The sequence below is a fragment of the Nitrospira sp. genome (genome assembly GCA_015709715.1).
GTDB lineage: Bacteria > Nitrospirota > Nitrospiria > Nitrospirales > Nitrospiraceae > Nitrospira_A.
This window is the reverse complement of record CP054184.1, coordinates 3,179,913-3,202,047: the sequence shown is the minus strand read 5'-3', so window position 1 is coordinate 3,202,047 and position 22,135 is coordinate 3,179,913. Positions and strand designations below refer to the sequence as shown.

Annotated in this window: 20 protein-coding genes and 1 tRNA gene; 5 read left to right on the top strand and 16 right to left on the bottom strand. The window is 58.5% G+C overall.

Features of this window, described 5'->3' with window-relative positions:
* Window positions 1–4: 4 nt before the first annotated feature.
* On the bottom strand, window positions 5–1,429 hold the full coding sequence (locus HRU82_15485) for an HlyD family efflux transporter periplasmic adaptor subunit (protein QOJ36254.1): 1,425 nt from the start codon (window positions 1,427–1,429) through the stop codon (window positions 5–7).
* 620 nt (window positions 1,430–2,049) lie between these two features.
* Window positions 2,050–2,301, bottom strand: a complete 252-nt coding sequence (locus HRU82_15480) for a hypothetical protein (GenBank protein ID QOJ36253.1) — start codon at window positions 2,299–2,301, stop codon at window positions 2,050–2,052.
* Window positions 2,302–2,951: 650 nt separating this feature from the next.
* Here HRU82_15480 and HRU82_15475 point away from each other — a divergent pair.
* Window positions 2,952–3,368: a PEGA domain-containing protein gene (locus HRU82_15475; protein QOJ36252.1), complete on the top strand. Its 417-nt coding sequence runs from the start codon at window positions 2,952–2,954 to the stop codon at window positions 3,366–3,368.
* A gap of 194 nt (window positions 3,369–3,562) precedes the next feature.
* A protein-coding gene (locus HRU82_15470; protein ID QOJ36251.1) for an IS3 family transposase occupies window positions 3,563–4,683 on the top strand; the annotation gives its coding sequence in 2 pieces (ribosomal slippage) (window positions 3,563–3,809 and window positions 3,809–4,683; 1,122 coding nt in all).
* Between the two features lie 171 nt (window positions 4,684–4,854).
* On the opposite strand, the gene HRU82_15465 is transcribed toward HRU82_15470, so the two are convergent.
* Both HRU82_15465 and HRU82_15460 read right to left on the bottom strand, forming a co-directional pair.
* A complete protein-coding gene (locus tag HRU82_15465) occupies window positions 4,855–5,088 on the bottom strand; it encodes a hypothetical protein (protein QOJ36250.1) in 234 nt (77 codons plus the stop codon).
* Between the two features lie 291 nt (window positions 5,089–5,379).
* Window positions 5,380–5,457 (bottom strand) — tRNA-Glu (locus HRU82_15460).
* A 211-nt stretch (window positions 5,458–5,668) separates the two neighbouring features.
* Between HRU82_15460 and glgB the strand changes: the two genes are divergently transcribed.
* Window positions 5,669–7,567 carry a 1,4-alpha-glucan branching protein GlgB gene (gene glgB / locus HRU82_15455; GenBank protein QOJ36249.1) on the top strand — a complete coding sequence of 633 codons (1,899 nt, stop codon included), beginning with the start codon at window positions 5,669–5,671 and terminating at the stop codon, window positions 7,565–7,567.
* A gap of 96 nt (window positions 7,568–7,663) precedes the next feature.
* Complete coding sequence (locus HRU82_15450; GenBank protein QOJ36248.1) at window positions 7,664–8,155, top strand: hypothetical protein; 492 nt, start codon at window positions 7,664–7,666, stop codon at window positions 8,153–8,155.
* A gap of 146 nt (window positions 8,156–8,301) precedes the next feature.
* Here HRU82_15450 and HRU82_15445 read toward each other — a convergent pair whose 3' ends face one another.
* On the bottom strand, window positions 8,302–8,526 hold the full coding sequence (locus tag HRU82_15445) for a hypothetical protein (protein QOJ36247.1): 225 nt from the start codon (window positions 8,524–8,526) through the stop codon (window positions 8,302–8,304).
* 434 nt (window positions 8,527–8,960) lie between these two features.
* Here HRU82_15445 and HRU82_15440 point away from each other — a divergent pair, with 434 nt between their 5' ends.
* Window positions 8,961–9,164, top strand: coding sequence for a hypothetical protein (locus tag HRU82_15440; GenBank protein QOJ36246.1), 204 nt, complete (start codon window positions 8,961–8,963; stop codon window positions 9,162–9,164).
* 664 nt (window positions 9,165–9,828) lie between these two features.
* Here HRU82_15440 and HRU82_15435 read toward each other — a convergent pair.
* The 11 genes from HRU82_15435 to HRU82_15385 all read right to left on the bottom strand — a co-directional run bounded on the left by HRU82_15435 (window position 9,829) and on the right by HRU82_15385 (window position 21,970).
* Entirely contained in the window at window positions 9,829–11,265 is a 1,437-nt protein-coding gene (locus HRU82_15435) for an efflux transporter outer membrane subunit (protein ID QOJ36245.1), read from the bottom strand.
* On the bottom strand, window positions 11,258–14,431 hold the full coding sequence (locus tag HRU82_15430) for a multidrug efflux RND transporter permease subunit (protein QOJ36244.1): 3,174 nt from the start codon (window positions 14,429–14,431) through the stop codon (window positions 11,258–11,260). Before HRU82_15430 ends, HRU82_15435 begins: the two co-directional genes overlap by 8 nt.
* Window positions 14,428–15,624 carry an efflux RND transporter periplasmic adaptor subunit gene (locus HRU82_15425; GenBank protein ID QOJ36243.1) on the bottom strand — a complete coding sequence of 399 codons (1,197 nt, stop codon included), beginning with the start codon at window positions 15,622–15,624 and terminating at the stop codon, window positions 14,428–14,430. Before HRU82_15425 ends, HRU82_15430 begins: the two co-directional genes overlap by 4 nt.
* Window positions 15,625–15,999: 375 nt before the next feature.
* Window positions 16,000–16,296: a MoaD/ThiS family protein gene (locus tag HRU82_15420; protein QOJ36242.1), complete on the bottom strand. Its 297-nt coding sequence runs from the start codon at window positions 16,294–16,296 to the stop codon at window positions 16,000–16,002.
* A 178-nt stretch (window positions 16,297–16,474) separates the two neighbouring features.
* On the bottom strand, window positions 16,475–16,903 hold the full coding sequence (locus tag HRU82_15415) for a YciI family protein (protein QOJ36241.1): 429 nt from the start codon (window positions 16,901–16,903) through the stop codon (window positions 16,475–16,477).
* Window positions 16,904–16,959: 56 nt separating this feature from the next.
* A complete protein-coding gene (locus tag HRU82_15410) occupies window positions 16,960–18,141 on the bottom strand; it encodes an exo-alpha-sialidase (protein ID QOJ36240.1) in 1,182 nt (393 codons plus the stop codon).
* Window positions 18,142–18,175: 34 nt separating this feature from the next.
* Complete coding sequence (locus tag HRU82_15405; protein QOJ36239.1) at window positions 18,176–18,775, bottom strand: DUF1579 domain-containing protein; 600 nt, start codon at window positions 18,773–18,775, stop codon at window positions 18,176–18,178.
* Window positions 18,776–18,874: 99 nt separating this feature from the next.
* Complete coding sequence (locus HRU82_15400) at window positions 18,875–19,237, bottom strand: YciI family protein (protein QOJ36238.1); 363 nt, start codon at window positions 19,235–19,237, stop codon at window positions 18,875–18,877.
* On the bottom strand, window positions 19,234–19,590 hold the full coding sequence (locus HRU82_15395; GenBank protein ID QOJ36237.1) for a YciI family protein: 357 nt from the start codon (window positions 19,588–19,590) through the stop codon (window positions 19,234–19,236). Before HRU82_15395 ends, HRU82_15400 begins: the two co-directional genes overlap by 4 nt.
* A gap of 159 nt (window positions 19,591–19,749) precedes the next feature.
* Window positions 19,750–21,075: an RNA polymerase sigma factor gene (locus tag HRU82_15390; GenBank protein QOJ36236.1), complete on the bottom strand. Its 1,326-nt coding sequence runs from the start codon at window positions 21,073–21,075 to the stop codon at window positions 19,750–19,752.
* Between the two features lie 241 nt (window positions 21,076–21,316).
* Window positions 21,317–21,970 carry a hypothetical protein gene (locus tag HRU82_15385; GenBank protein ID QOJ36235.1) on the bottom strand — a complete coding sequence of 218 codons (654 nt, stop codon included), beginning with the start codon at window positions 21,968–21,970 and terminating at the stop codon, window positions 21,317–21,319.
* Between the last annotated feature and the right edge of the window lie 165 nt (window positions 21,971–22,135).

Here is a 22,135-nt window from a genome sequence, read left to right as displayed (position 1 = left end):
CTTCTCAGGGAAGCCAGGCCCACAGCTTCAGCCGCACCCACTCCAGGACATCGTGCGTCCAGATCCATGCCAGGAGTCGCCTCCCGACGACGATCTTCCCCACGCCTTCCATGGCAGGCCTGAGTTGCGACGGTTTCGTCAACAACCGACCCTCGACTCGGAAAAAATTCCTCCCATCTTTCGCAGTCGATACCGGCGTGATCTTGGCGACTTCAAACGGGAGCAGGTCCGCCGGCAACGCCGACAACAGGAGATTACCGGACTGTCCAACGGCGACGTGCCCAATATCGTGTTCGTCGACTTCGAGGACAATCCGGTACGTATCGAGCGGGGCCACCTCAAACAACACTTTCCCTTCTTCCACCGGCGCACCCAGCTGCTGACTCAAATCACCGGATACCACGATACCGGGGAACGGTGCCGTGATCTGGGTTCGGGACAATTTCTCGGAGGCAAGGTCGAGCTGGGCTTGGACTTGTCGCAGCTGAGCATTGAGAATTTCCGCCTTCGGAGCATTCCGTTCAGCGAGGGCCTGGCGCTGTTCCTTGGCCAGTTGTTCGCGCTCGTTGAGATGCTTGAGGCGTTCCAATTGCAGGTCACGATCCTGGAGGGTAGCTAAGACTTGACCGGCCTTCACGATATCGCCAGCGCGTGCCGGCGCCGTCTTCACATATCCTTGGAAGGGAGCGGCAGCCACCCGCTGTACCTCCCCTTCCAACACGGCTTTTGAGCTGATACGAAATTCTCCTGCGACGGTCGCGACGGCGACAGCAGTGGCAATGAACAGCAGCAGAGACAATTTCACACCGATGTGCCCCCCCCCGATCACTTTTCCGATCTGCCGACAGGCACTTTCCCACACTTTGAAAGGCAACGCACGATCCTGCTGACGCTTGAGATCAAGAGCGGGGCCAACCAATCCAGCTATGGCCTCGCATAACTCCACCGTCGGGCGATCGAACGGTCGATCCCCACCGCGTTCACACGTCAATACCCCGACCATTCGGCCATGGGACCACAGTGGAAGGGAGCAAATCGTCAGTGCCCCATACCGACGTCGGAGTTCCTCATGCGCGCGGGTACATTGCGACGGCCAACCTGCCGGCGCAGGCAACAAAACCGTGTGCTGTTGATCCCACGCTTCCTCCATGGATGCAGTAATCGCACTCAAAAGGTCGGTCTTGTGATTGAATTCAGCATTGTGGGAGAGGGCGCGCACCCGCACCCGATTCCGGCTCGCCATTCCAAGGCTGACGCGATCACACGCCAGCCGGCTTGCCAGAGCAGTCACCACTGCGGAGCCAGCGTCGGTGAATCGTTCCGGTTCCAAGGCCAATGCCGTCATGTCCAGCACGGCCTTGAATGATTCGAGAGGTAAGGAGTGAGGATCGGCGGAGGCGCTGCCCTCGGTAGAAGAAGAATGCAGCATAGGGGAATCCTCCCCGATCGTATGCTTATTGAAATCAGTCATTACGAATACGCGTGGGCCGTAAGAGCTCCCTCTTAAGAATGTGTTGGTAAGTGCCGCGAGGGCATTTCACTGACTGGCGAGATGAGCTGCCGAAGCGCAATCGCCGGGTGCAGGATAGCCATCTTGACAAACCGTTGCAAGATGTAAAAATGGCCTAGGAGCTAGGGCGTACTTAGGTATGACACCTTGTCACATTCTTGTCTACGTATGTTTTCTTTTTGACAGACCGCCCGCGTGCAGACAGCAGAATCGCTTGATTGGTTGATGGGCAACCTTTTCCGGCGATCGACATCTTTTCGGGCCGCGCGCGTCCGGATCGATTAGGGCCAGACAGGTCACACCTTACGGCTGCGAGCGATTCGCGACGGACGGATCAGGTGGTAGGTAGCGATTTAGTGCCAGATGAGATCGGGAATACGACGTCCGGATGCGGATAAGACAGACACGGGGAGTCCGCTGGGCCAGGAAGAACACACAGGGGGGTGGAGCTGGAGCGCACTCGGAGCAGACAACCTCAACCGCATCTCTGAGACAGCCCTTCGCCTCCAATGGGACTCGCAGGCGATGCGAACGGAGATCTAAGACACACACTCCCGATCAAGGAGCTTCGTTCCCAGTCCGGCGAGTTGCCGTTCCCCCATCGCGAGCACAATCCCGTCATACACTTTCCGTGCCGCATCTGACCACTCCGGATTGAAGGGCCAGCCCTGGAAGGCAGCCTCCGCTGCCTTGGTTTCATCGTAACTCAAGACGCGCAAGCCCTGATCGGACGTGCGGGAAAGTTCGTTCGTCCTGCGAGCGGAATTTCTGTCTCTGCCATCCGATCCCATGCGCACCTCCCATTCGGTTAGACGCGTCTTTTAGTAAGTCCACCTGCCTCTTGACGACTATCTCTCTTTTCGGTACCCCTTCTGCAAAACTGAACGGGTTCGCTCGTGTGGTCGCAGCAAGAAATGCGCTGACCGAGAATTGCTTCCAAAGTTCTTACAACCTTATCCTATCAAACGACGTTAGGGCAACGGACGGTCGTGGGACGCCTGGGCAAAGCTTCCACCTAACTACCTACCAGTGACGCGCATCTGACGCACATCGGTCGAGACACGGACAGAGCATGTGAAGGCGTGCCGTCGAGACTCCGTACGTCCGGTGGCACATACGGACTCGCCCAAAAGAATTACAACAACTTACAACAGCTGGTCCTATATAGGACCAGCCAAAATACAGACTTCACTCCCCGTCAGCATCACCATCCTCACCCCCTGCGGCTTAGCGCTGGCGCTCCGACTTTTGCCTCATCTTCCATGTCAGGTATTCATACGTACGGTGGCAATTGGGTCACCATGACTTTTTCTCGCTACTGCGGTCGTCGTGCCGCATCTCGTCCGGGGAATGGATTGATAATTTGCTCTGGCCGTACAAATGGTACGCGTGAAGATTGGGCAGCAGGCCCCCCTGTTTCTTTTTACTAGAGGAGGATCGCATGAGGCATGCGGTGCAAACGGCGGTTCTTAGTTTCATGGTTCTGAGCGTCACTGGTTGCGGAACGGTCGTGAATGGAATTTACCAAGATCTGGCCATCACGAGTAACCCTGGCGGGGCACAGGTCTCAGTTGATGGAATCTCTAGTGGGACCACTCCCGTTGTGATTCCTGTAACCCGGAAGCATGGCCATGTGGTAAAGGTTGAACATGACGGGTATCAGCCTATCGAAGCGAGCGTTGTCCCACAGACCAGCATTTGGGAATGGGGTAACGTTATTTTTGCTTGGCTTCCTGGGCTTGCAGTAGATGCGTGGACTGGAGGCATGTACGAGCTTTCATACGATAGGGTGAACGCCGTGTTTCCTGCTCAATCTGACAGAACCGTGAATACCTCCCATAGAACGTCAGTGAAATAATTCGAGCATGCTGTCTCGAGAGGCCACGCTCTGGGAACGTTGCTGGGGCGTGGTTTCTTAGGTTTCCCCCAACCCATTTACCGAGCCACATGGCTTTAAGGAGAGTCAGGTTGACGTCTCCCCCAAAAACGACGGCAATCTAAAACGAGAGTAGAATGGCGGCTTCGGCGGTCCTCGACGAAAGGAGTGGATCGATGAAGCGGTCACGATTCTCGGAAGAGCAAATCGTCTATGCCATCCGGCAAGCCGAGAGTGGCACCCCCATCGGGGATGTCTGTCGACAGCTCGGCATCGCCGAGCAAACCTTCTACGCCTGGAAAAAGAAGTATGCGCATCTCGGCGTGAGTGAACTGCGCCGACTGCGGCAGGTGGAAGAGGAGAATGCCCGGCTCAAACGACTGGTGGCCGATCTCTCGCTGGATAAGCACATGCTGTCGGAGGCGTTGCGAAAAAAAGTCTAAGGCCCGCGCGCCGTCGGGAGCTCGCCCAGTGGTTTCACGGGACGTTTCAGGTGAGCTGTGCGCGGGCCTGTCGGTTGGCGCAGTTTGGTCGCGCGTCGTGGTATCGGAAGAGTCAGGCCAAGGATCAGACCGCCCTGCGGCTGCGCATTCGCGATCTGGCGCATGCGCGGCCTCGGTTTGGCTATCTGCGCATCTGGGTCTTACTGCGGCGGGAAGGTTGGGCGGTCAACCGGAAGCGGGTCCGGCGCTGGTATCGCTTAGAGGGGCTCCAGTTGCGCATGCGGGTGCGCCGACGAAAGCATATCGCCCTGCATCGTGGGCCAGCTCCCGTGCCGGTCGGCCCGTCGGAACGGTGGAGTATGGATTTCGTGCATGATACCTTGAGTGAAGGTCGGCCCTATCGGATTCTGACCGTCGTTGATAACTGGAGTCGCTCTAGTCCTGTCCTAGAGGCCGGATTTCGGATGTCTGGAGCGCTGGTGAGTCAGGTACTGGATCGCGTCCTGGGAGAGGGCCAGCGGCCTCGCTCCATCACGGTCGATCATGGGACGGAATTCCAGTCCCGTGCGCTCGAGGAGTGGGCGTATCGACGGGGCGTGCAGCTCGACTTCATTCGACCGGGGAAACCCGTCGAAAATGCCTTCATTGAATCATTCAACGGACGGCTGCGGGATGAGTGTTTGAATGTACATCAGTTCGCCTCGCTGGCTGAGGCCCAGGCGATCATCGAAGCCTGGCGCGTGGACTATAATACCCGCCGTCCCCACAGCTCACTTGGGCACCTGACGCCAAGCGAGTTCGTCAGGCAACGTCAGGAAGAACAGGACACCGAAAAAGTCGTCTGCTCTCCTTAAGAGCTGTCTCGGAATGGGGTCAACGTCAGAAGCCAAAAGTTCTCCTTTGCCACTGTCTCCTTGACGGGGGAGCTTACGAGGTGGCCTTCGATATGCCCGGATCCGAACCTGATGTGCCTCTTATCTAATCGGCATGCCCCCACCTCACTCCCCCTTCTCCAGCCTTCCTGTTTATCCTTTTCTTTTCGGATCAATATGCTTCGTCCAGCCATCCATTGTTGTAACTGGATGAATGCCGCCGGTTTGGGTTGAGGCCAATGGCTCAAAAAATTCCAGTAAGGATCGATAATCTTTCGCCTGGACGGTAATGTAGTACGTCTGTTCTGTCACCGCCACATAGCCGCTCAAGATCTTGATTCCTTTCTTCGCAGCGAGATCCCGTTTTGCCCAAAATTCATTGAGCATAGTAGCGCCCTCTTTGGTTCTCCCCGGACAATTCTCAGGTGTGCGAGTCACTGAAATACCGTATTGCGCATACACCGTTGAACAGCGGGTTGGCGATACGCCACCGTTGCACTCGGGCAGAGTGCGAGGGCCTGTCTGGTTGGCCTGACAGGCCCTCGTGCACCTTCTGGGCGACAGTCCCTCCATGCAGCCCAGCCATCTTGTCCTATGATTTGTCCTATAAAAAGACCGAAGCCGTTGATGGGAACGGGCAACCAGCCCTTAACTCGCGGAAGGATCAAGCAAAAGGTGTGGTGTCCCCAACGGGATTTGAACCCGTGTTACTGCCTTGAAAGGGCAATGTCCTAGGCCAGGCTAGACGATGGGGACGCTGAGGACTATTCCGAGCGGGATGATTCATACCATACTTGATCGAGAAGTGTCACTAGGCTGCCCCGCCTCACCGGATTCATCTGCTCCGACACTGGAATCCGGCATTCATGATGGGAGCGGTGCATTGACGCCTTGCCCTGTGGCACAGTACTCTGCACCTGTGAATCCTCTTTCGAATCCACATACTGAATCGACGGCATCCCCACGCATGCACCACAGCTTGTTGACGGCGGACGACCTTCACCTCTTTAACGAGGGCACACATTTTCATCTTTATCACAAACTGGGGGCTCACCCCACGAGATTTCAGGGTGTGGAAGGGACGTATTTTGCCGTCTGGGCCCCGGAGGCTGAACAGGTGTCTGTCTTCGGCAGCTTCAACCATTGGGACCCCACCCGCCACCCACTCCACCCAAGGCAATCGTCAGGAATCTGGGAAGGGTTCATCCCAAGTGCCGGAGTCGGAACCCTTTACAAATTTCATATCCGATCACGGCACGGCGGATCCGAGTTGATCAAGACAGACCCCTTTGCACACCTCAACGAAATACCACCGAAAACCGCTTCCATCGTGTGGGACCTGAACTACACATGGAGCGACCAAGCTTGGATGCAAGCCAGGGCGCGACACAATGCACTTGATGCTCCGATCAGCATATATGAAGTTCATCTGGGGTCATGGATGCGCGTCGCCGGTGAAGGCAACCGGTCCCTCTCTTATCGCGAAATGGCCCCGAAGCTGATCGAGTATGTACGCCAGCTCGGTTTCACCCATGTCGAGTTCCTGCCCGTCATGGATCATCCGTTCTTCGGCTCATGGGGCTATCAAACCACAGGCTACTTCGCACCGTCGGCAAACTATGGTACGCCGCAGGACTTGATGCATCTCATCGACCAGCTGCACCAGCACGGCATCGGTGTGATCTTGGATTGGGTGCCGTCACATTTCCCGACTGACGCGCATGGCCTCAGCCGCTTTGACGGGAGCCATCTCTATGAACATGCCGACCCGCGCCAAGGGTTTCATCCCGACTGGAATACCGCCGTCTTCAATTACAGCCGGAATGAGGTCCGCAGCTTCCTCATCAGCAGCGCGTTGTTCTGGCTGGAGCAGTACCACGCCGACGGCCTTCGAGTAGACGCCGTCGCCTCGATGCTGTACCTAGACTATTCCCGCAAGGAAGGCGAATGGATTCCGAACCGGCACGGGGGGCGGGAGAATCTGGATGCCATTGCGTTTCTGCGCCGACTGAACGAAGAGATTTATCGGCGACACCCCGATGTGCAAACGTTTGCAGAAGAATCGACTTCGTGGCCTGCCGTGTCCCGCCCAACCTCTGCCGGAGGGCTTGGGTTCGGCCTAAAGTGGGACATGGGCTGGATGCACGACACGCTCGAATACATGGCCCTCGACCCGGTGTATCGCAAACATCACCATCGCAACTTGACGTTCCGGATGCTGTACGCATTTCAGGAGAATTTTCTCCTGCCCCTTTCCCATGATGAGGTGGTCCATGGGAAAGGCTCGTTACTGGGGAAGATGCCCGGGGAGGACTGGCAAAAATTCGCCAATCTGCGAGTCCTGTTTGGATACATGTTTGCCCAATCCGCCAAGAAACTGATCTTCATGGGCGGGGAAATCGGACAATGGCGGGAGTGGGCCCACGACGACAGCATCGACTGGAATCTTCTGCAATACCAACCGCATCAAGGGCTCCAACGGTGGGTTGCTGACCTCAATCACCTCTACCGCACTGAAACGGCCATGCACGAATTCGACTTTGATCCACGCGGGTTCGAGTGGATCGACTGTCAGGATGCAGACACGGGGGTGATCAGTCTATTGCGCAACGGCCGCTCTCCCCATCACAGCATCGCGGTGATCTGTAACTTCACCCCCGTACCCAGATTTCAGTATCGAGTCGGTGTGCCACAGAAGGGATTCTGGAAAGAGCTTCTCAACAGTGATGCCGCATTATATGGAGGCAGTGACCTAGGCAATTGGGGTGGCAAAGAGGCCGATGCGATTTCTACCCACGGTCGAACCCATTCGCTCTCCTTGACCCTTCCTCCTCTGTCAATCCTCTTTTTCAAACCGCTCGACTGACCGGCGTTGTGGCTCGAGTTTCTAAGCCGGGCTGCGGTAGGATCAGGAAGAGTAACGAAAAGCAGAAGCAATCGAACAGTTCGTGGAGAGTTTACGATGGCGATCCATGCAAGAAACGCCTCGATGTGGCAAGGACTGCTCCTCTTCTGCTGCAGCTTCGCGCTGACACATTGCGCTCACGATATCCATCAGAAGCGAGCCGACGCAATCAAAGACCACGTCGAAGCATTTTATGACCACTTGACGCATGACTGGGTGGCCGCCGCCGTCCGTGAGAACGAGGCCATCGAGCACCTCTCGGCTGAGTTAGGGGAGGTCATTTCAAAGCGGGTCAACCAACTAGGCAGCAATCGGATCGACCGGGAATGGATGGATCTTCGCACGTCTAATGAGACGGCTGCCCAAAACTGGCTTGCTTTAGGGCAGTACCTCTCCATCAAGAAACAATATGCACAGGCCAAAGCGACCTACCAACGAGTCATCGATACGTACTCCGGCCCCACCGAACGGACTTATCGTGACCAGGCCGTACGAGCCATCCGCGACCTGGACATCCTGACTCCCTCTCCCGCGCCGCCACGACCATGAAGTTCCTCGTGGGAATTGCCGATGGGCATGCAAGGGCGCTACTCCCGTCTTTCGTGATTGGAGCATGTCTGCTGGTGAGCGGTTGCGTCCATAAAATCCATGTGGCGCCAACGCCACAGGAGTCGGCGTCGGCGACGCTCCCGGCCTCAGTGCAGCTTGATGTTCCGTTCCTGGCTATCGAAGGAGCGGACCACATGCCGGGTATTCCCCTGCTTGAATGGCCCGTGAAAGACCTGCAGCAAGCAATCCTGAATTACTTTTCCCAACGTGGGACCTTTCGGGCAATCGGCACGGAAGCCGCAGAAATGCGACTCGTCGTAAAAGCATGGCTTGTACTTCGTGCTCCCGATCGGTACCTCTATCGGGTTCATTTGGAGTCTACTGTTTCAAGGTCTGGGCATTCTCCCCTCAAAACCTATGCGTCCGACGGTGAAGCTACAGGATCATCTGTACGCTGGCTCACTACATCCGACCAACAGCCGATCGAGCAAGCCACAGCTCAAGCCCTTCACCAACTGGCGTCACAGATCGAGCGAGACCGTGAGTTGCTACTGAACGCACCTTAGAGCAGCCGTTCCCCTTCCTTCGGTCCAGCCCACACGATATTCGAACCCCAGTCTCAATTCCTTGCCAAATTCACCGACCGGTCTTGGGATTCACCGGCTAACGCTGCATATCTATGTACCTCCAAGGCGGTACCACTTTCTGGTCTATCGAAGGAACGCGAGACGCTCTACCCTTTCATTTAGCAACTGAACTTAGAAGGAGGAACCATACTATGAGTTGTTCACGCTGCAAAGGCTGCATGATCGAAGATTACTTGATTGATATGGAAGAATCTTTTGGCCCTATGTGGCAACGGGCATGGCGCTGCATGAACTGCGGGCATGTCGTCGACAGTGTTTTTGAACAAAATCGACGGGCTCATGGAATACAAGCACCTCCTTTCCACTCCGCTGAAACGACGGTTCCTCTCGGCGCGGAAGCCCTGACACGATTGGCGGCCTAGACCATTCATACCGGGGCGGCGGAACCGAGCCACGAAGGCGAGAAAGCGAACTGTATGTCCATCGATGTGGAATTAACTCTAGTGCTGGGACTATTCCTCGTCGGAGCTGTCGTCCTCGCCATCGACAATGTAGTCGATGCTGTTCATCGGCGCATAGCCAAATGGCTACGCCGGAAACGATCACCGCCCGCCTCCACGCCAGCAACCCGTCGGGGGACGAAGAGTAGACTTGACCTCTAACCTCCGGGCTCACCTGAAGAGAGGGTGCCTGAAGTGATATCAGGGCTCCTACGGGTCTTCTTAGATGCCCTGTTCATCTACGGAGTGACATTCCTGTGCGGATTCATCACTCTTTGTCTAGGCGTTACGCTCGAGAGCCACCCATTCACAACCTACTCGGGCAACCTCTTATCTGGGGCACTGGGCTTCGCTCTCATAAGCTCTCGGCGCGGTGAATACGGTCCGCGCTATTTTGCGTTGGTGGCAAGTGGGATGTGGTTTCTTGGCCTGGCGAACGTGACCCTGCGCCTGCAAACCATTGCGGCATGGTTGAACAGCGGACTCACCATACTTCTCATGGCAAGCCTCGGGAGGGGTATTACGACTCTGCTCACTTATCCGGCAAGCCTCAAGCATAGTGCGAGCCGTGGAAGCCATTAAGCCACTACCGTTTTACATCAGCCTCGGTTGTTGATCCAGCCTCAAGCGCTTGAGGCCCTTCAGGATTCCACCCGCCGCCTAATGCTTTGTACAATTGCACTATTGAGACAAGATGCAAACGATGCGTCCCCATCAATGCGAGTTCGGCCTCAAATAGATTGCGTTGCGCAATCAAGACATCCAAATAGTTGGCTAATCCGCCCTTATATCGCAGATTAGCCAGGCTCAACGCCGATCTCAGGGCTTCCACCTGCTGCAATTGCGCAGTTCTTTGTTCGCGGACTGTACGAACCGCCACCAACGCATCCTCAACTTCCTTGAATGCGACCAGGACAGATTGCTCATACTGCGCCAAGGCCTGACGAGCCTGCGCCTCTGCTGCCCGTTGTTGAAAACCTAAAATCTGTGCATTCAAGAGCGGGCCCGCCAACCCAGGCCCAGCCACTCCAAATGCTGTTTCGTTCGCGACCAGGCGGGAGAGATGCGGGCTAGCCACACCCAAGATCCCGGTGATACTCAGTTTGGGGAACCGATCTGCCTTCGCCATACCGATGCGAGCCGTAGCCGCCGCTAGATCCTGCTCGGCCTGGAGAATATCCGGTCGGCGCCGCAACAATTCTGAGGGAAGTCCTGCGGGGACATCAGGCGGCATCACTTGTTCCGTGAGAGAACGCCCGCGTGTGATCTTACCCGGATTCCGTCCCAGCAACACGCTCAGCTGGTTCTCCTTCTGCACCTTCTGGCGCTCAAATTCCGCGGCCTTGGCCGCGGCATTGGCTCGTTCGGCTTCAAACTGGTCGGCATCAAGCTTCGAGATCATCCCCTGCCTCAATCGGGCCTGGGCGATTCTGACTGATTCCTCCCAAGACTTCAGTGTCCGATGAGCAATGTCCAATTGCATATCGAACTGCAGCAAATCGAAATAGGCTTCCGCCACACCACTGACAAGTTGCAGCACAATGGCACGACGGTTCTCTTCTCGTGCCAGAAGATCGCCGCGGGCTGCCTCATTGGAGCGGCGAATTCGTCCCCAAATGTCGATCTCCCAAGACAAATTGCCTTGCAAATAATAGTTGAACGGGTTGGGAAACCCTGGGAATAAGAAATTGCTCTTCCGGCCGAACACCGGGGCATTGGAGGTCAGATTCATCTGTGGCGCGAAATCAGTTCGCGCTATGAACAGACGAGCCTGAAATTCTTCCACCGATGCTGCCGCCCGCCTGAGATCCCGATTTTCCTCCAATGCCGTGCGGATCAGCTTCTGAAGTTCCCGGTCCTGCAACAATTCCCACCAAGGGGTATTCGCAATCGATGTCGCTTCGACACCAAGCTCGGCCATTCGAAAACGATCCGGCGTCGTGGCGTCTGGTTTGGAGAAATCCGGCCCTACGGCGCAGGCCGTCAGCAGCATCGTCGACAGAATCAGTGCCACCCTACGCATGTTGATAACCTTGCTCCTTGGAAGAGTTGGTCGCTTCGCCCGGCGGCGCTGGAGCAGGGCCACGCCGGCCCAACGAGCGAATGAGCACAAAGAAAAGTGGGACGAAAAAGATCGCTAGAAACGTCGCCGCCAACATGCCACCGAATACACCGGTCCCGATGGAGTTTCGGCTCGCAGCCCCGGCTCCCGTAGCGATCACGAGCGGAACCACGCCGAGGATGAAAGCCATCGACGTCATCACGATCGGCCGGAACCGAAGACGCGCCGCTTCTACAGCCGACTCGAGTAAGGGATGGCCATCCTCATACCGTTTATTGGCAAATTCGACAATCAAGATGGCGTTCTTTGCTGAAAGCCCGATCAACGTGACCAAGCCGATCTGGAAGTAGATATCGTTCGTCATTCCCTTCAACCAGACCGCACTCAAGGCTCCAAATAACCCGATCGGCACCGCCAGGATCACGGCAAACGGAACCACCCAACTCTCATACTGCGCGGCCAGCACCAGAAACACCATTAAGAGACCAAAACCGAACGCATACATCGATTGATTGCCCACCATGCGTTCTTGATAAGAGATACCGCTCCAGTCGATGTCGTACCCCTGCGGCACAAGCACCTCCTTGGCTAATTGATCGAGGGCCTGCAGCACCTGCCCGGAACTATAGCCTGGGGCCGCCGCACCCAATACCAGGGCCGTGTTATAGCCATTGAAGTGCGTGACCGGGTCTGGGCCGCTTGTAAATTCCGTGCTCACGACCGTATCCAGGGGGATCATCGTGGTACCCTGCGGCCCCACCGCCCGGACATAAATCTTGGAGATGTCCTCGGGAGTCGACCGGTATTGCGCCTCAGCCTCGGTCTGTACCCGAAACACCCGGCCAAACTTCACGAAATCATTCACATACAAATTGCCGAAGTAGGCTTGGAGCGTATCGAACACCTCCGAGATCGGCACGCCGAGAGCCTTCGCGCGTTCGCGATTCACCTTGGCGAAGATCCTTGGAGCGCTCACGCGAAAACTAGTGCCAATGGCGCCGATGGCGGGGTTTTGTCGCGCCTTGGCCACGAACTCCTGGGCCACCGCGGAAAACTTATTGAAGTCGCCACTACTCGGATCCTGCAGTTGCACGGAGAACCCGCCGGTGGCTCCCAGTCCCCGAATAGAGGGGGCGTTGAACGCCAGGATCAGCGCCTCGGGTATCTTGGCGAACTCCCCGTAAGCTGCGCCGATCAGCGACTTCACATGCTGTTGGGGCTCCGTCCGTTCATCCCAATGTTTGAGCGGAACAAACATGGTCGCGGCATTAGGCCCCCGCGTGTTGAAGACGAAATTCTGCCCGGAGAGGGAGTCCGTCGAATGGATGGCGGGATTCGAAAGAAAATAATTCTCGATCTTGCTCAACACCGCATCCGTCCGCTGCTTCGACGCCCCGTCCGGGAGTTGCACGATCGTGATGAAATACCCTTGATCCTCCTCCGGCAAGAAACTCCCCGGCGTCATCCGGAACAGGATCGCCACGCCCACCAACAGCACCGCAAACACCGCCATCGACAGCACACACCGCTTCATCGCGATCCCGACCGTCGACGTGTACCGCGTCTGCATCCATGCAAACGTTCGATTAAAGAGACCAAAAACTCCCTGATGCTGCTCCTCGCCAGGTTTGAGCACCAGAGCGCAGAGAGCTGGACTGAGCGTCAAGGCCACAAAACCGGAAATAATGACCGCGATGGAGATGGTTATCGCAAATTGTTTATACAATTCACCCGTGATGCCGCCCAAAAAGCCGACCGGTACGAACACCGCGCACAGCACCAGCACGATGGCGATAACCGGGCCGGTCACCTCTTCCATCGCGCGCTTCGCCGCCTGCTTGGCCGACAGCTTTCCCTGCGTCATGTGGCGTTCGCAGTTTTCCACCACCACGATGGCGTCATCCACCACGATCCCGATCGCCAGCACCATACCGAACAGCGTCAAGGTATTGATTGAGAAGCCCAACGCCTGCATACCGGCAAAGGTTCCGATGAGCGAGACGGGGACGGCCACCCCTGGAATCAACGTCGCTCGCCAACTCTGCAAGAAGAGGTAGACGACGATGATTACGAGCACCATGGCCTCGGCCAAGGTCTTGACTACTTCCTTGATCGACACCTCGATGAATCGCGTGGTGTCATAGGGGATGTCGTAGGACACCCCGGTCGGGAAACTCTTGGAGACCTGCACCAGTTCAGCCCGCACACGCTTGACCGTATCGAGCGCATTGGCGCCCGGCGATAGGAACGTGAGGAGGAAGACGTTCGGCTTGCCGTTCCAACGTCCTTCCAAGGTATAGGATTGGGCGCCCAATTCCACCCGCGCCACATCCTTCAACCGGACCATGGATCCGTTAGGCATGGCCCGTACGATCAGGTTCTCGAAATCCTTCACCTCGGTCAGCCGCCCCTGCGTAATGACCGGGATCGTCAGTTCCGCCCCCTTCAAAGCCGGTTCACGGCCGATCGTCCCGGCGGGAAAGTCGCGATTCTGCTCCCGCACCACGTTGGCAATGTCCGTCGGCGTTAAGCTCAGCTGCGCCATCCGGATAGGATCCAGGATCAGTCGCATCGAGTAGTTCTGTGAGCCGAACACGACCGCATTGCCGACTCCCCGCAACCGCTTCAGATTGTCGAGGACCCGCAGGATCGCATAGTTCGACAAATACACCGTATCGTGTGTAGGGTCGCTGGAACTCAGCGCCACCACCGCCAAAAGATCCGGCGACACCTTGTTGATACTGATCCCCTGCCGCACGACTTCCGGCGGCAATTGTGGCTCCGCCAGCTTCACGCGGTTCTGCGTCTGCACCTGGGCAATGTCCACGTTCGTGCCGATCTCAAACGTCAACTTGATCGACATATGCCCGTCGTTGGTGCTGGTGGAATCGTAGTACAGCAGGTTGTCGATGCCGGGGAGCTGGACCTCAATAGGGCGAGCCACCGAGTCGGCGACGGTCTCTGCATTCGCACCGGGATAATCGGCCTCGATCTGGACGACGGGGGGCGTAATCTCAGGGAATTGGGCCACGGGCAAGGCCTGCAACGAAACCAAACCGATTACGATGATGATGATCGACAATACCGAGGCGAAAATCGGGCGGTCGATAAAGAAATGTGAGATCACTGGGCCTGCTCCGACTGAGTGGCCGCCGAGGCGGGAGCTGAGGCTGCTGCGGGCTCCTTGATAGGGACGACCTTCACCGGCGCCCCCGGCGCAATCTTGTGCAGGCCGTCGACAATGACACGATCGCCGGCGTGTAGTCCTTCCTCCACAATCCACTCGGTTCCCTGCCAACTGGTGGCTTGAATCTCACGAATCTCCACCTTGTCCTCCACCCCGACCACAAACACGATCGACCCCTTTGGTCCCTGCTGGACGGCGCGTTGCGGGACCACGATCGCTCCGGTTTTAAGCGTGCCTTTGAAGCGCACCCGTACGAACTGACCCGGCAACAACGCCCGGTCTGGATTGGGAAACACCACGCGGGCTTGCCGTGAGCCGGTTTCGGTCTTCAGCCCCACATCGAGCAAATCCAGCACCCCTTCGTGGTCGTACGTCGTCCCATCGACGAAGGTCAGCACCCCTCTCAGGTGATACACACCTGGATGCTTGATGCGGTTTGCATCGCTGTCGCGCCGCCGCTTCAACAGGAAACTCTCGGGCGCGCTCACGATCACGTACATGGGGTCGACCTGATGGATCACGGTCAGCAGATCGGTCTGCGCCGACACCAACCGGCCCTCGTACACCCGAGTCCGTTCGATCATGCCGTTGATCGGCGCCACGATGAGCGTGTTGTCCAGATCAAACTTCGCCTTGACCAATTCGGCCTTGGCGCCTTCCAACGCCGCCTTGGCGGCCAACTCTTCCGCAATCGCGTCGTCCACATCCTTGGTGCTGACCGCTTGCTCCGCCAAGAGAGGCTTGACCCGAGCCAGATTCTGCTTGGCTTGGACCAATCGCGCTTCCGACTGAGACACCTTCGCCTTGGCGCTCAACATAGCGGCCTCAAACGGGACACGATCGATCTGATACAGCCGCTCGCCCTTCTTTACATCCCGCCCTTCCTTGAAAAACCATTCCTTGATAATGCCGGTGACCTGCGATCGGATCTCCACCGGGCGCGACGACTCAGCCTGCCCGATAAACTCCGGTTCATCCGGTACATCTTTCGCGGTCGCCACGATGATGCCGACTTGGGGAATCGGAGGAGCCGGGGAGGAGGCCACCTCTTGTTTGCAGGCCGGCAGCAGGCCCAGGGTGAGAAGCCCACCGAGGACTGCCGCTGCTATTTCTGATCGCACTCGCCTGGCCATGCGCGCTCCCTGATAAAATCCAATCTAAAAAATGAGACGTCGACGTGGCGCTATCTTACTGGCTGTCTCCCTGCTGCGCAACGCATCCCACCTACGAGATGCCTGTCGGCCTTGGCTCTCACACCGTTGCGTCGGAGATACAGCAATGACTATTCCACGCAAGCGGACGACGCCAGGTGCAGCGTGAATTCGCGGTAGAGCTTGCTCGTCGGCACTGTTCACGAAAAGGCAGCGGGTGGGACGGCGGAATGGTGACGACAGAAGAGGTGCCGACTATTCGGCAGTTGCCGAGGCATCGGCACCATGGGGCCCTGGCTCATCTTCCCTCATAGACACAGACTGTTTCTGCTCATGCTGATACCTCCGCATTCATTGTTAGCCGCCCGCCATCGCCCCGACGATCAAGAACGGTTCTTCGCCCTTGGCCACGGCTTCGGGCAAGGGATCGTCCGGCGACTCATGGGACAGATCCCGCTCACAGGCAAAAAACCGAATGAATGGCCGACGCCGATGGGTGAAGTGGTCCCTGATCGTCCCGCGCAACATGGGATACCGCGCTTCCAGGCTGTCCAGCACCCTGCCCACCGTCACCGGGCCGGACACATCCAACCGCACTTCCCCATCAAGACGCGCCAAGGTTCGCAAATGCGCTGGAAGGACGAGACGAATCATCGGTTCCCCCTTTGCTGAACCGCCCGGCTTCTCTACCAAATGTGCACTTCGACGGAGAGGACCGCTCGAAGGTCTGGTGGTCTGCTCCATCAGTTTCCAGACGGCTCGACGCTTCATCTGTCGCTCGCCGGCCTCAAGACAAACTCGGTTTGGTTGCGCGCGGCAAAGCCCGCTCCAGCTATGGCTTCCCTGAAACCTTCGCCCGCATCCGCTCTTCCTGCGCCCTGAGTTCCAGCGTGAACTCAACCCCAAAATCCTCCGTCTCGAACAGCGGACGAATCTCGATCTCGGATTCCTCGCCGGGCATCGGGTTGGGACAACGTTTCACCCACTCGATCGCATCCTCCATCGACTTGCACCGCCACAGCCAATACCCGGCCACGACCTCGTTCGTTTCAGTGAACGGGCCGGCAGTCACCAGTCGCTTCGAGCCAGAGAACCGCACACGAGCGCCGTTACTGCTCGGATGCAGGCCTTCGCCCGCCAGCATGACACTGGCATCGACCAACGCTTGGTTGTATTGCATCATGGCGGTCAACAGTTCCTGGCTCGGCATCACGCCAGCTTCGGAACCCTTAGTCGCTTTGACCAAAATCATGAATCTCATGGCTGACTCCTTCATCCATTCACATCTCATGAGCCGGCGGCCATGTTCAGCAGCCGTCACAGCATCTGAACTTCCACCGACAACACCGCCGGCAGATCCCGCACAATCGGCTCCCAGCTGTCCCCGCCGTCCGCGGAAGCATAGACCTGCCCTCCGGTCGTTCCGAAGTACAGGCCGCAGGGATCAAGGGAATCCACTGCCATCGCATCACGCAAGACATTTACGTAGCAGTCGCGCTGCGGCAAGCCTTTGGTCAGGGCCCCCCACTCGTGGCCTCCCGTGCGGCTTCTGTAGACGCGCAACTTCCCGTCCGGCGGGTAATGTTCCGAATCGCTCGTGATCGGGACCACGTAGACCGTGTTCGGTTCGTGGGCATGCACGGCGATGGGAAACCCGAAATCGCTCGGCAGGTCGCCGCTGATTTCATGCCATGAGTCGCCGCCGTCGTCGCTGCGCAGGACATCCCAGTGTTTCTGCATGAACAGCACGTTCGGGCGGGCCGGGTGCATGGCAATCCGATGCACGCAATGCCCGACGTCGGCGTCCGGGTCAGGCAGCTCATACTGAGATTTCAGTCCGCGGTTGATCGCCCGCCAGCTTTTGCCGCCGTCATCGCTTCGGAACGCGCCCGCGGCCGAGATGGCCACATACATCCGTTCCGGCTGGCCAGGGTTCAGCATGATCGTATGCAGACACATGCCACCGGCACCGGGCTGCCACAGCGGACCTTTGACATCCCGCAATCCGGCCAATTCCCGCCAGGTCCGACCGCCATTCGACGAGCAAAACAAGGCCGCATCCTCCACGCCAGCGTAGACGGTGTCAGGATCGGTGAGCGAGGGTTCGAGGTGCCACACCCGCTTGAATTCCCACGGCCGCTGGGTGCCGTCGTAATGCTGATGTGTCGTAAGCGGCCTGCCGGTCTCCGCCGAACTGTCATAGGCGAACATGTTGCTCGCGCCCTTCGGCATGCCATCCGGCCCCATGAGATCTTCCGGCTTGGTGCCGGGGGCATGCCACGTCTTGCCGCCGTCATCCGATCGTTGAATGACCTGTCCAAACCAACTGCTGCTCTGCGAGGCATAGAGCCGGTTCGGATCGACCGGCGACCCCTTGAGGTGATAGAGTTCCCAACCGCCGAACAACGGCCCCTGAAGGGTCCACTGTTTCCGCGCCCCATCTGCTGTGGCAATAAAGGCTCCCTTGCGGGTGCCGATCAGTACCCGTACGTGGCTCATCGCGCCATCCTTTCCTTTGTCCTAAGCGGCCGTTTCACGGCTTCCGTGTATAGACGATTTCAAGAAATTTCATTTCCTTCTGGCCATGGTGCTCGCCGTACATTTCAAACGTCTGGTGGTCGTGATCCAGAATCTTCCAGACCGCGCGATGCTTCATCTGACCACCGCCCGGCTCCGCATGCTGCCCCTTCAGCGTGATGGTCTTCCCGTCTGGGCCGGCGGACCCTTGCATCATGAACAGGCCCGTCCCCATCGAATCCATCCATACCGTGACATACTTCTTGGTCAGGTTGTCGTAGGCATCGATCCCGATGCCGTGATAGGGCTGCCCCATCATCTGTCCGTGGTACTCCTGGTAGAGAAAACGGCCATCCAACAACATCTTGATCTCCGCCGTCCCGTTGGATTCCATCGGCGGCTTGCCCGGCTCCATCCATTCCTTGGTCTGGGCCGTCCAGCTGCCGGCCAGTCCGGCGAATGTTTTATGCGGCTCGCCGGGCACGGCCAACTTCTTCCAGACCTCCATCATGGCCTCGGGATCCATCTCTTTCTGAGCCTTCTTCTCTTTCGCCAAAGCGGGCACCGCAACCAGGATCAGGCACAATCCGAAGATCACACTATACGAGCGACGCATAAGAGCCTCCTTTGGTTAACGGCGCGATGGCTCCTCTCAATAGGGCGCCACGCGCTGGTTCCTCCACTCGTCGAACGGGCCCGCGCGAATCGACAGGCCCTACTCGGGCAAACCGGACACCTCTCTGACGGGCCTGACCTCCACCGTGCCGATCCGGGCGCCGGGCACCTGCGCCGCAATAGCGACAGCCTCCTCACGATCTCTCGCTTCGATGAGAAAGTACCCCGCCATTTGCTCCCGCGTTTCGATGAAGGGTCCGTCGGTCACGAGCGGTTTGCCTTCGCGCACACGCACCACCGCCGCCGTAGCGGCCGGCTGCACAGGCGAGGCATGGAGATATCGTCCCGTTTCATTCAAGTCGCGGCACAGTTGGATCGATTCCTTCAGCAGTTCGCCTTTTCTCTCATCACTGAAGGTCTCGAAGACCGTCTCATCGTGATGCACCAATAAGATAAACTTCATGCGCAACCGCCCTCCTTGATGGGTCGCACTTCGACACTCCCATATCGCGCAGCGGGAAATTTCGATGCCACCCGGATGGCATCGTTCAGGTCCCTGACATCGATCAACAGATACCCGCCCAGCTGCTCCTTGGTTTCGGCAAAGGGTCCGTCTGTCGTCGCCACCTTGCCGCCACGGACTCGCACGGTGGTGGCTGTCTCGACCGGATGTAGCGGCGACGCCGACAGCAGTTCGCCCTGCTTCTGCAACGCCTCGCAATAGGCCATGGACTCGTCCGACAATGACGCACGGTCAGCCTGCGGCATGGCATGCAGGATTTTTTCTTCGAGATACACCAAGCAGAGATACTTCATAACGCCCCCCTCTCTTCGCTCGACGATCAGCACCTCCTCCTCACCCCTGTCAGGAGTTAGTCGTCGGAGGCGCTCAAATTCGACATGCCGTGAGCTGCGTCCGGTCGTCGACCGTATCCCTCGATCGTTCAATGGGATACGCTCCATTCGTCGCCACAACTAGGAAGCGCCGTCGGACAACTCCCGCAACCGCCGCTCAAGAAATCGTCGTTCCGGCCCCAGTTGTGCGAGGTGCAGCGCCTTCTGGTAGGAGGCTCGCGCATCGGCGACGCGCCCCAACCGTCGACAGAGGTCGGCGCGCGCCGCATGGGCCAGGTGGTAGTTGGCCAACTCGCCCTTCGCAAGAATCGCATCGATGAGCGCTAACCCTTCCGCCGCGCCGTCCCGCATCGCCACGGCCACCGCCCGGTTCAGTTCGATCACGGGCGATGGAGTCGCCTGCCTCAACAGATCGTAGAGGCCGACGATCTGTGCCCAATCGGTCGTAGCGACATCGACTGCCTCGGCGTGGACGGCGGCAATCGCAGCTTGAATGGTATAGGGGCCCACCTCCCGTGACGTGAGCGCTCGTTGGACCAAGGCGACCCCCTCCGCAATCTGTTCGCGGTTCCACAACGAGCGATCCTGCTCTTCCAGGGTGACCACGTCGCCCGCCGGCGTCGTTCTCGCCGGGCGCCTGGAATCCTGAAGAAGCATCAGCGCGAGCAACCCCAGTGCGTCAGGTTCCGGCAACAACCGGACCAGCAACCGTCCGAGCCGAACGGCTTCAGCACAGAGGTCATGGCGGAGCAGGGACTCTCCCGAGGAGGCGCTGTACCCCTCATTGAAGACGAGATACACGACGCGCAACACCGCCTCCAACCGGTCCGGTAATTCCGTCTCCGCGGGCACCTCATAGGGAATGCGGGCGGCGCGGATTTTCCCTTTGGCGCGGACGATGCGTTGCGCGATGGTGGTGGGTTTGGTCAGGAAGGCACGGGCGATTGCATCCGTCGTGAGGCCGCAGACTTCGCGCAGGGTCATGGCCACTTGCGCCTCCGACGACAGCGCGGGATGACAACAGGTGAAGATCAACCGGAGCCGGTCGTCTTCGACGGCGGCGTCTGGTTCCTCGGCAGGCTCATTCGCAAGCGACTCCAGATGTCGGCCCAACTCCGTCGCCGACGCATCGAAGCGCACGCGCCGCCGCATGGCGTCGATGGTTTTGAACCGGCCGGTGGACACGAGCCAGGCCCGCGGATTGGCCGGGACGCCTTCCCGTTCCCACTGCTCCACCGCAACGGCGAACGCCTCATGCAACGCCTCTTCCGCCGCGTCGAAGTCGCCGAGCACACGAATCAGCGTGGCGAGGACGTGGCGGGACTCCTCCCGATAAATCGCCTCCACGCGATCACGCACCTGGCCTGCGGGATCCTGGTTCACGATGGTGTGCCGCCTCTCACGACAAGAGGGAAGGAAACGATGGCCTGGTCGTCTCTGCGCCATCTATTCGACGAGCACGCTCCATGGATAGCATGGCGCGGAGGGAAAGTCAGTACGGGCGGGTAAGATTCCGGATGGTCGCACGAACTACGCGTGAGTACCGTTGCGGGCGGCAATCGACCTGCGGAACCGAACAGCCGGGCGTGGCTGAGCCACGCCCGGCTGCCGGATGCCGGCCTCCGATCGACGTCGTGGCACTCGGGGCCATGACGGCACCACCGATGCCGTCAGCCCCACCGCTTGCCTAGAACTTAGTCGGGAACTGCGCGGCCAAGCCGTCGGTCAGCGCATCCGCCACCACGTAGATGTGGGACTTCATGCCATGCCAGGTCTCCGCCTCACGCGTATAATCCGCCTCCTTCAGTTGCTGGAACTGCGTGAGGTGATGGGCCGCATGGGCCGTCAGCAGGCCCATGACCGTATCCTTCGGCCAATTGGGATTGGCACCGCTCAAGAACGCGGAAATCTCTCCCGCATTCGCGGTCAGGTGCTTCACCGCGACGTCCTGCCGTGCGGCGTCGCCTGCGACCGTGGCATCCAAATACTCGCGGATCGCGCCGTAGTGGGCGGCCAGCAACGTGAAGAGCTTCTCCGACGCCGGCTTGCCGTAAAAAGGCTCGATGGACCCGGCGATCTGCTGCGCGTTGGCCACGACCGTCTGTTCGGCTGCCTCGCGCGCCGGGGCATTCTTGTCCACCGTCGCCACCGCTACGTTGCGGATCGAGACGATGTGGCCGAGCCACAGGTCGCGCAGATCTGCCTTGGTTTCGGTCACCTTGGCCGATTTGGTCGGAGCAGCTGCCGCTCCGGACGTCGCCGGCGTCCCGCCGGTCGTCGAACAGGCCGCACTGGAGAGCACGAGCAAAGACAGAGCCCAGAGACGCATTTGAGTGCACATCAACACACCCCCCTTTGGTTGAACGATACAGCCAATAAACCGATGGGCGCGCAGCGGACCTCATATGAAAAGGCCGTCAGTCGCAGCAGGCCCAACGTGTCGGCGCGTGGCCGACTGTTGCACTGGTCGGCAAGGATAGAGAATGGGTGCGAGATTGTCTGTTAG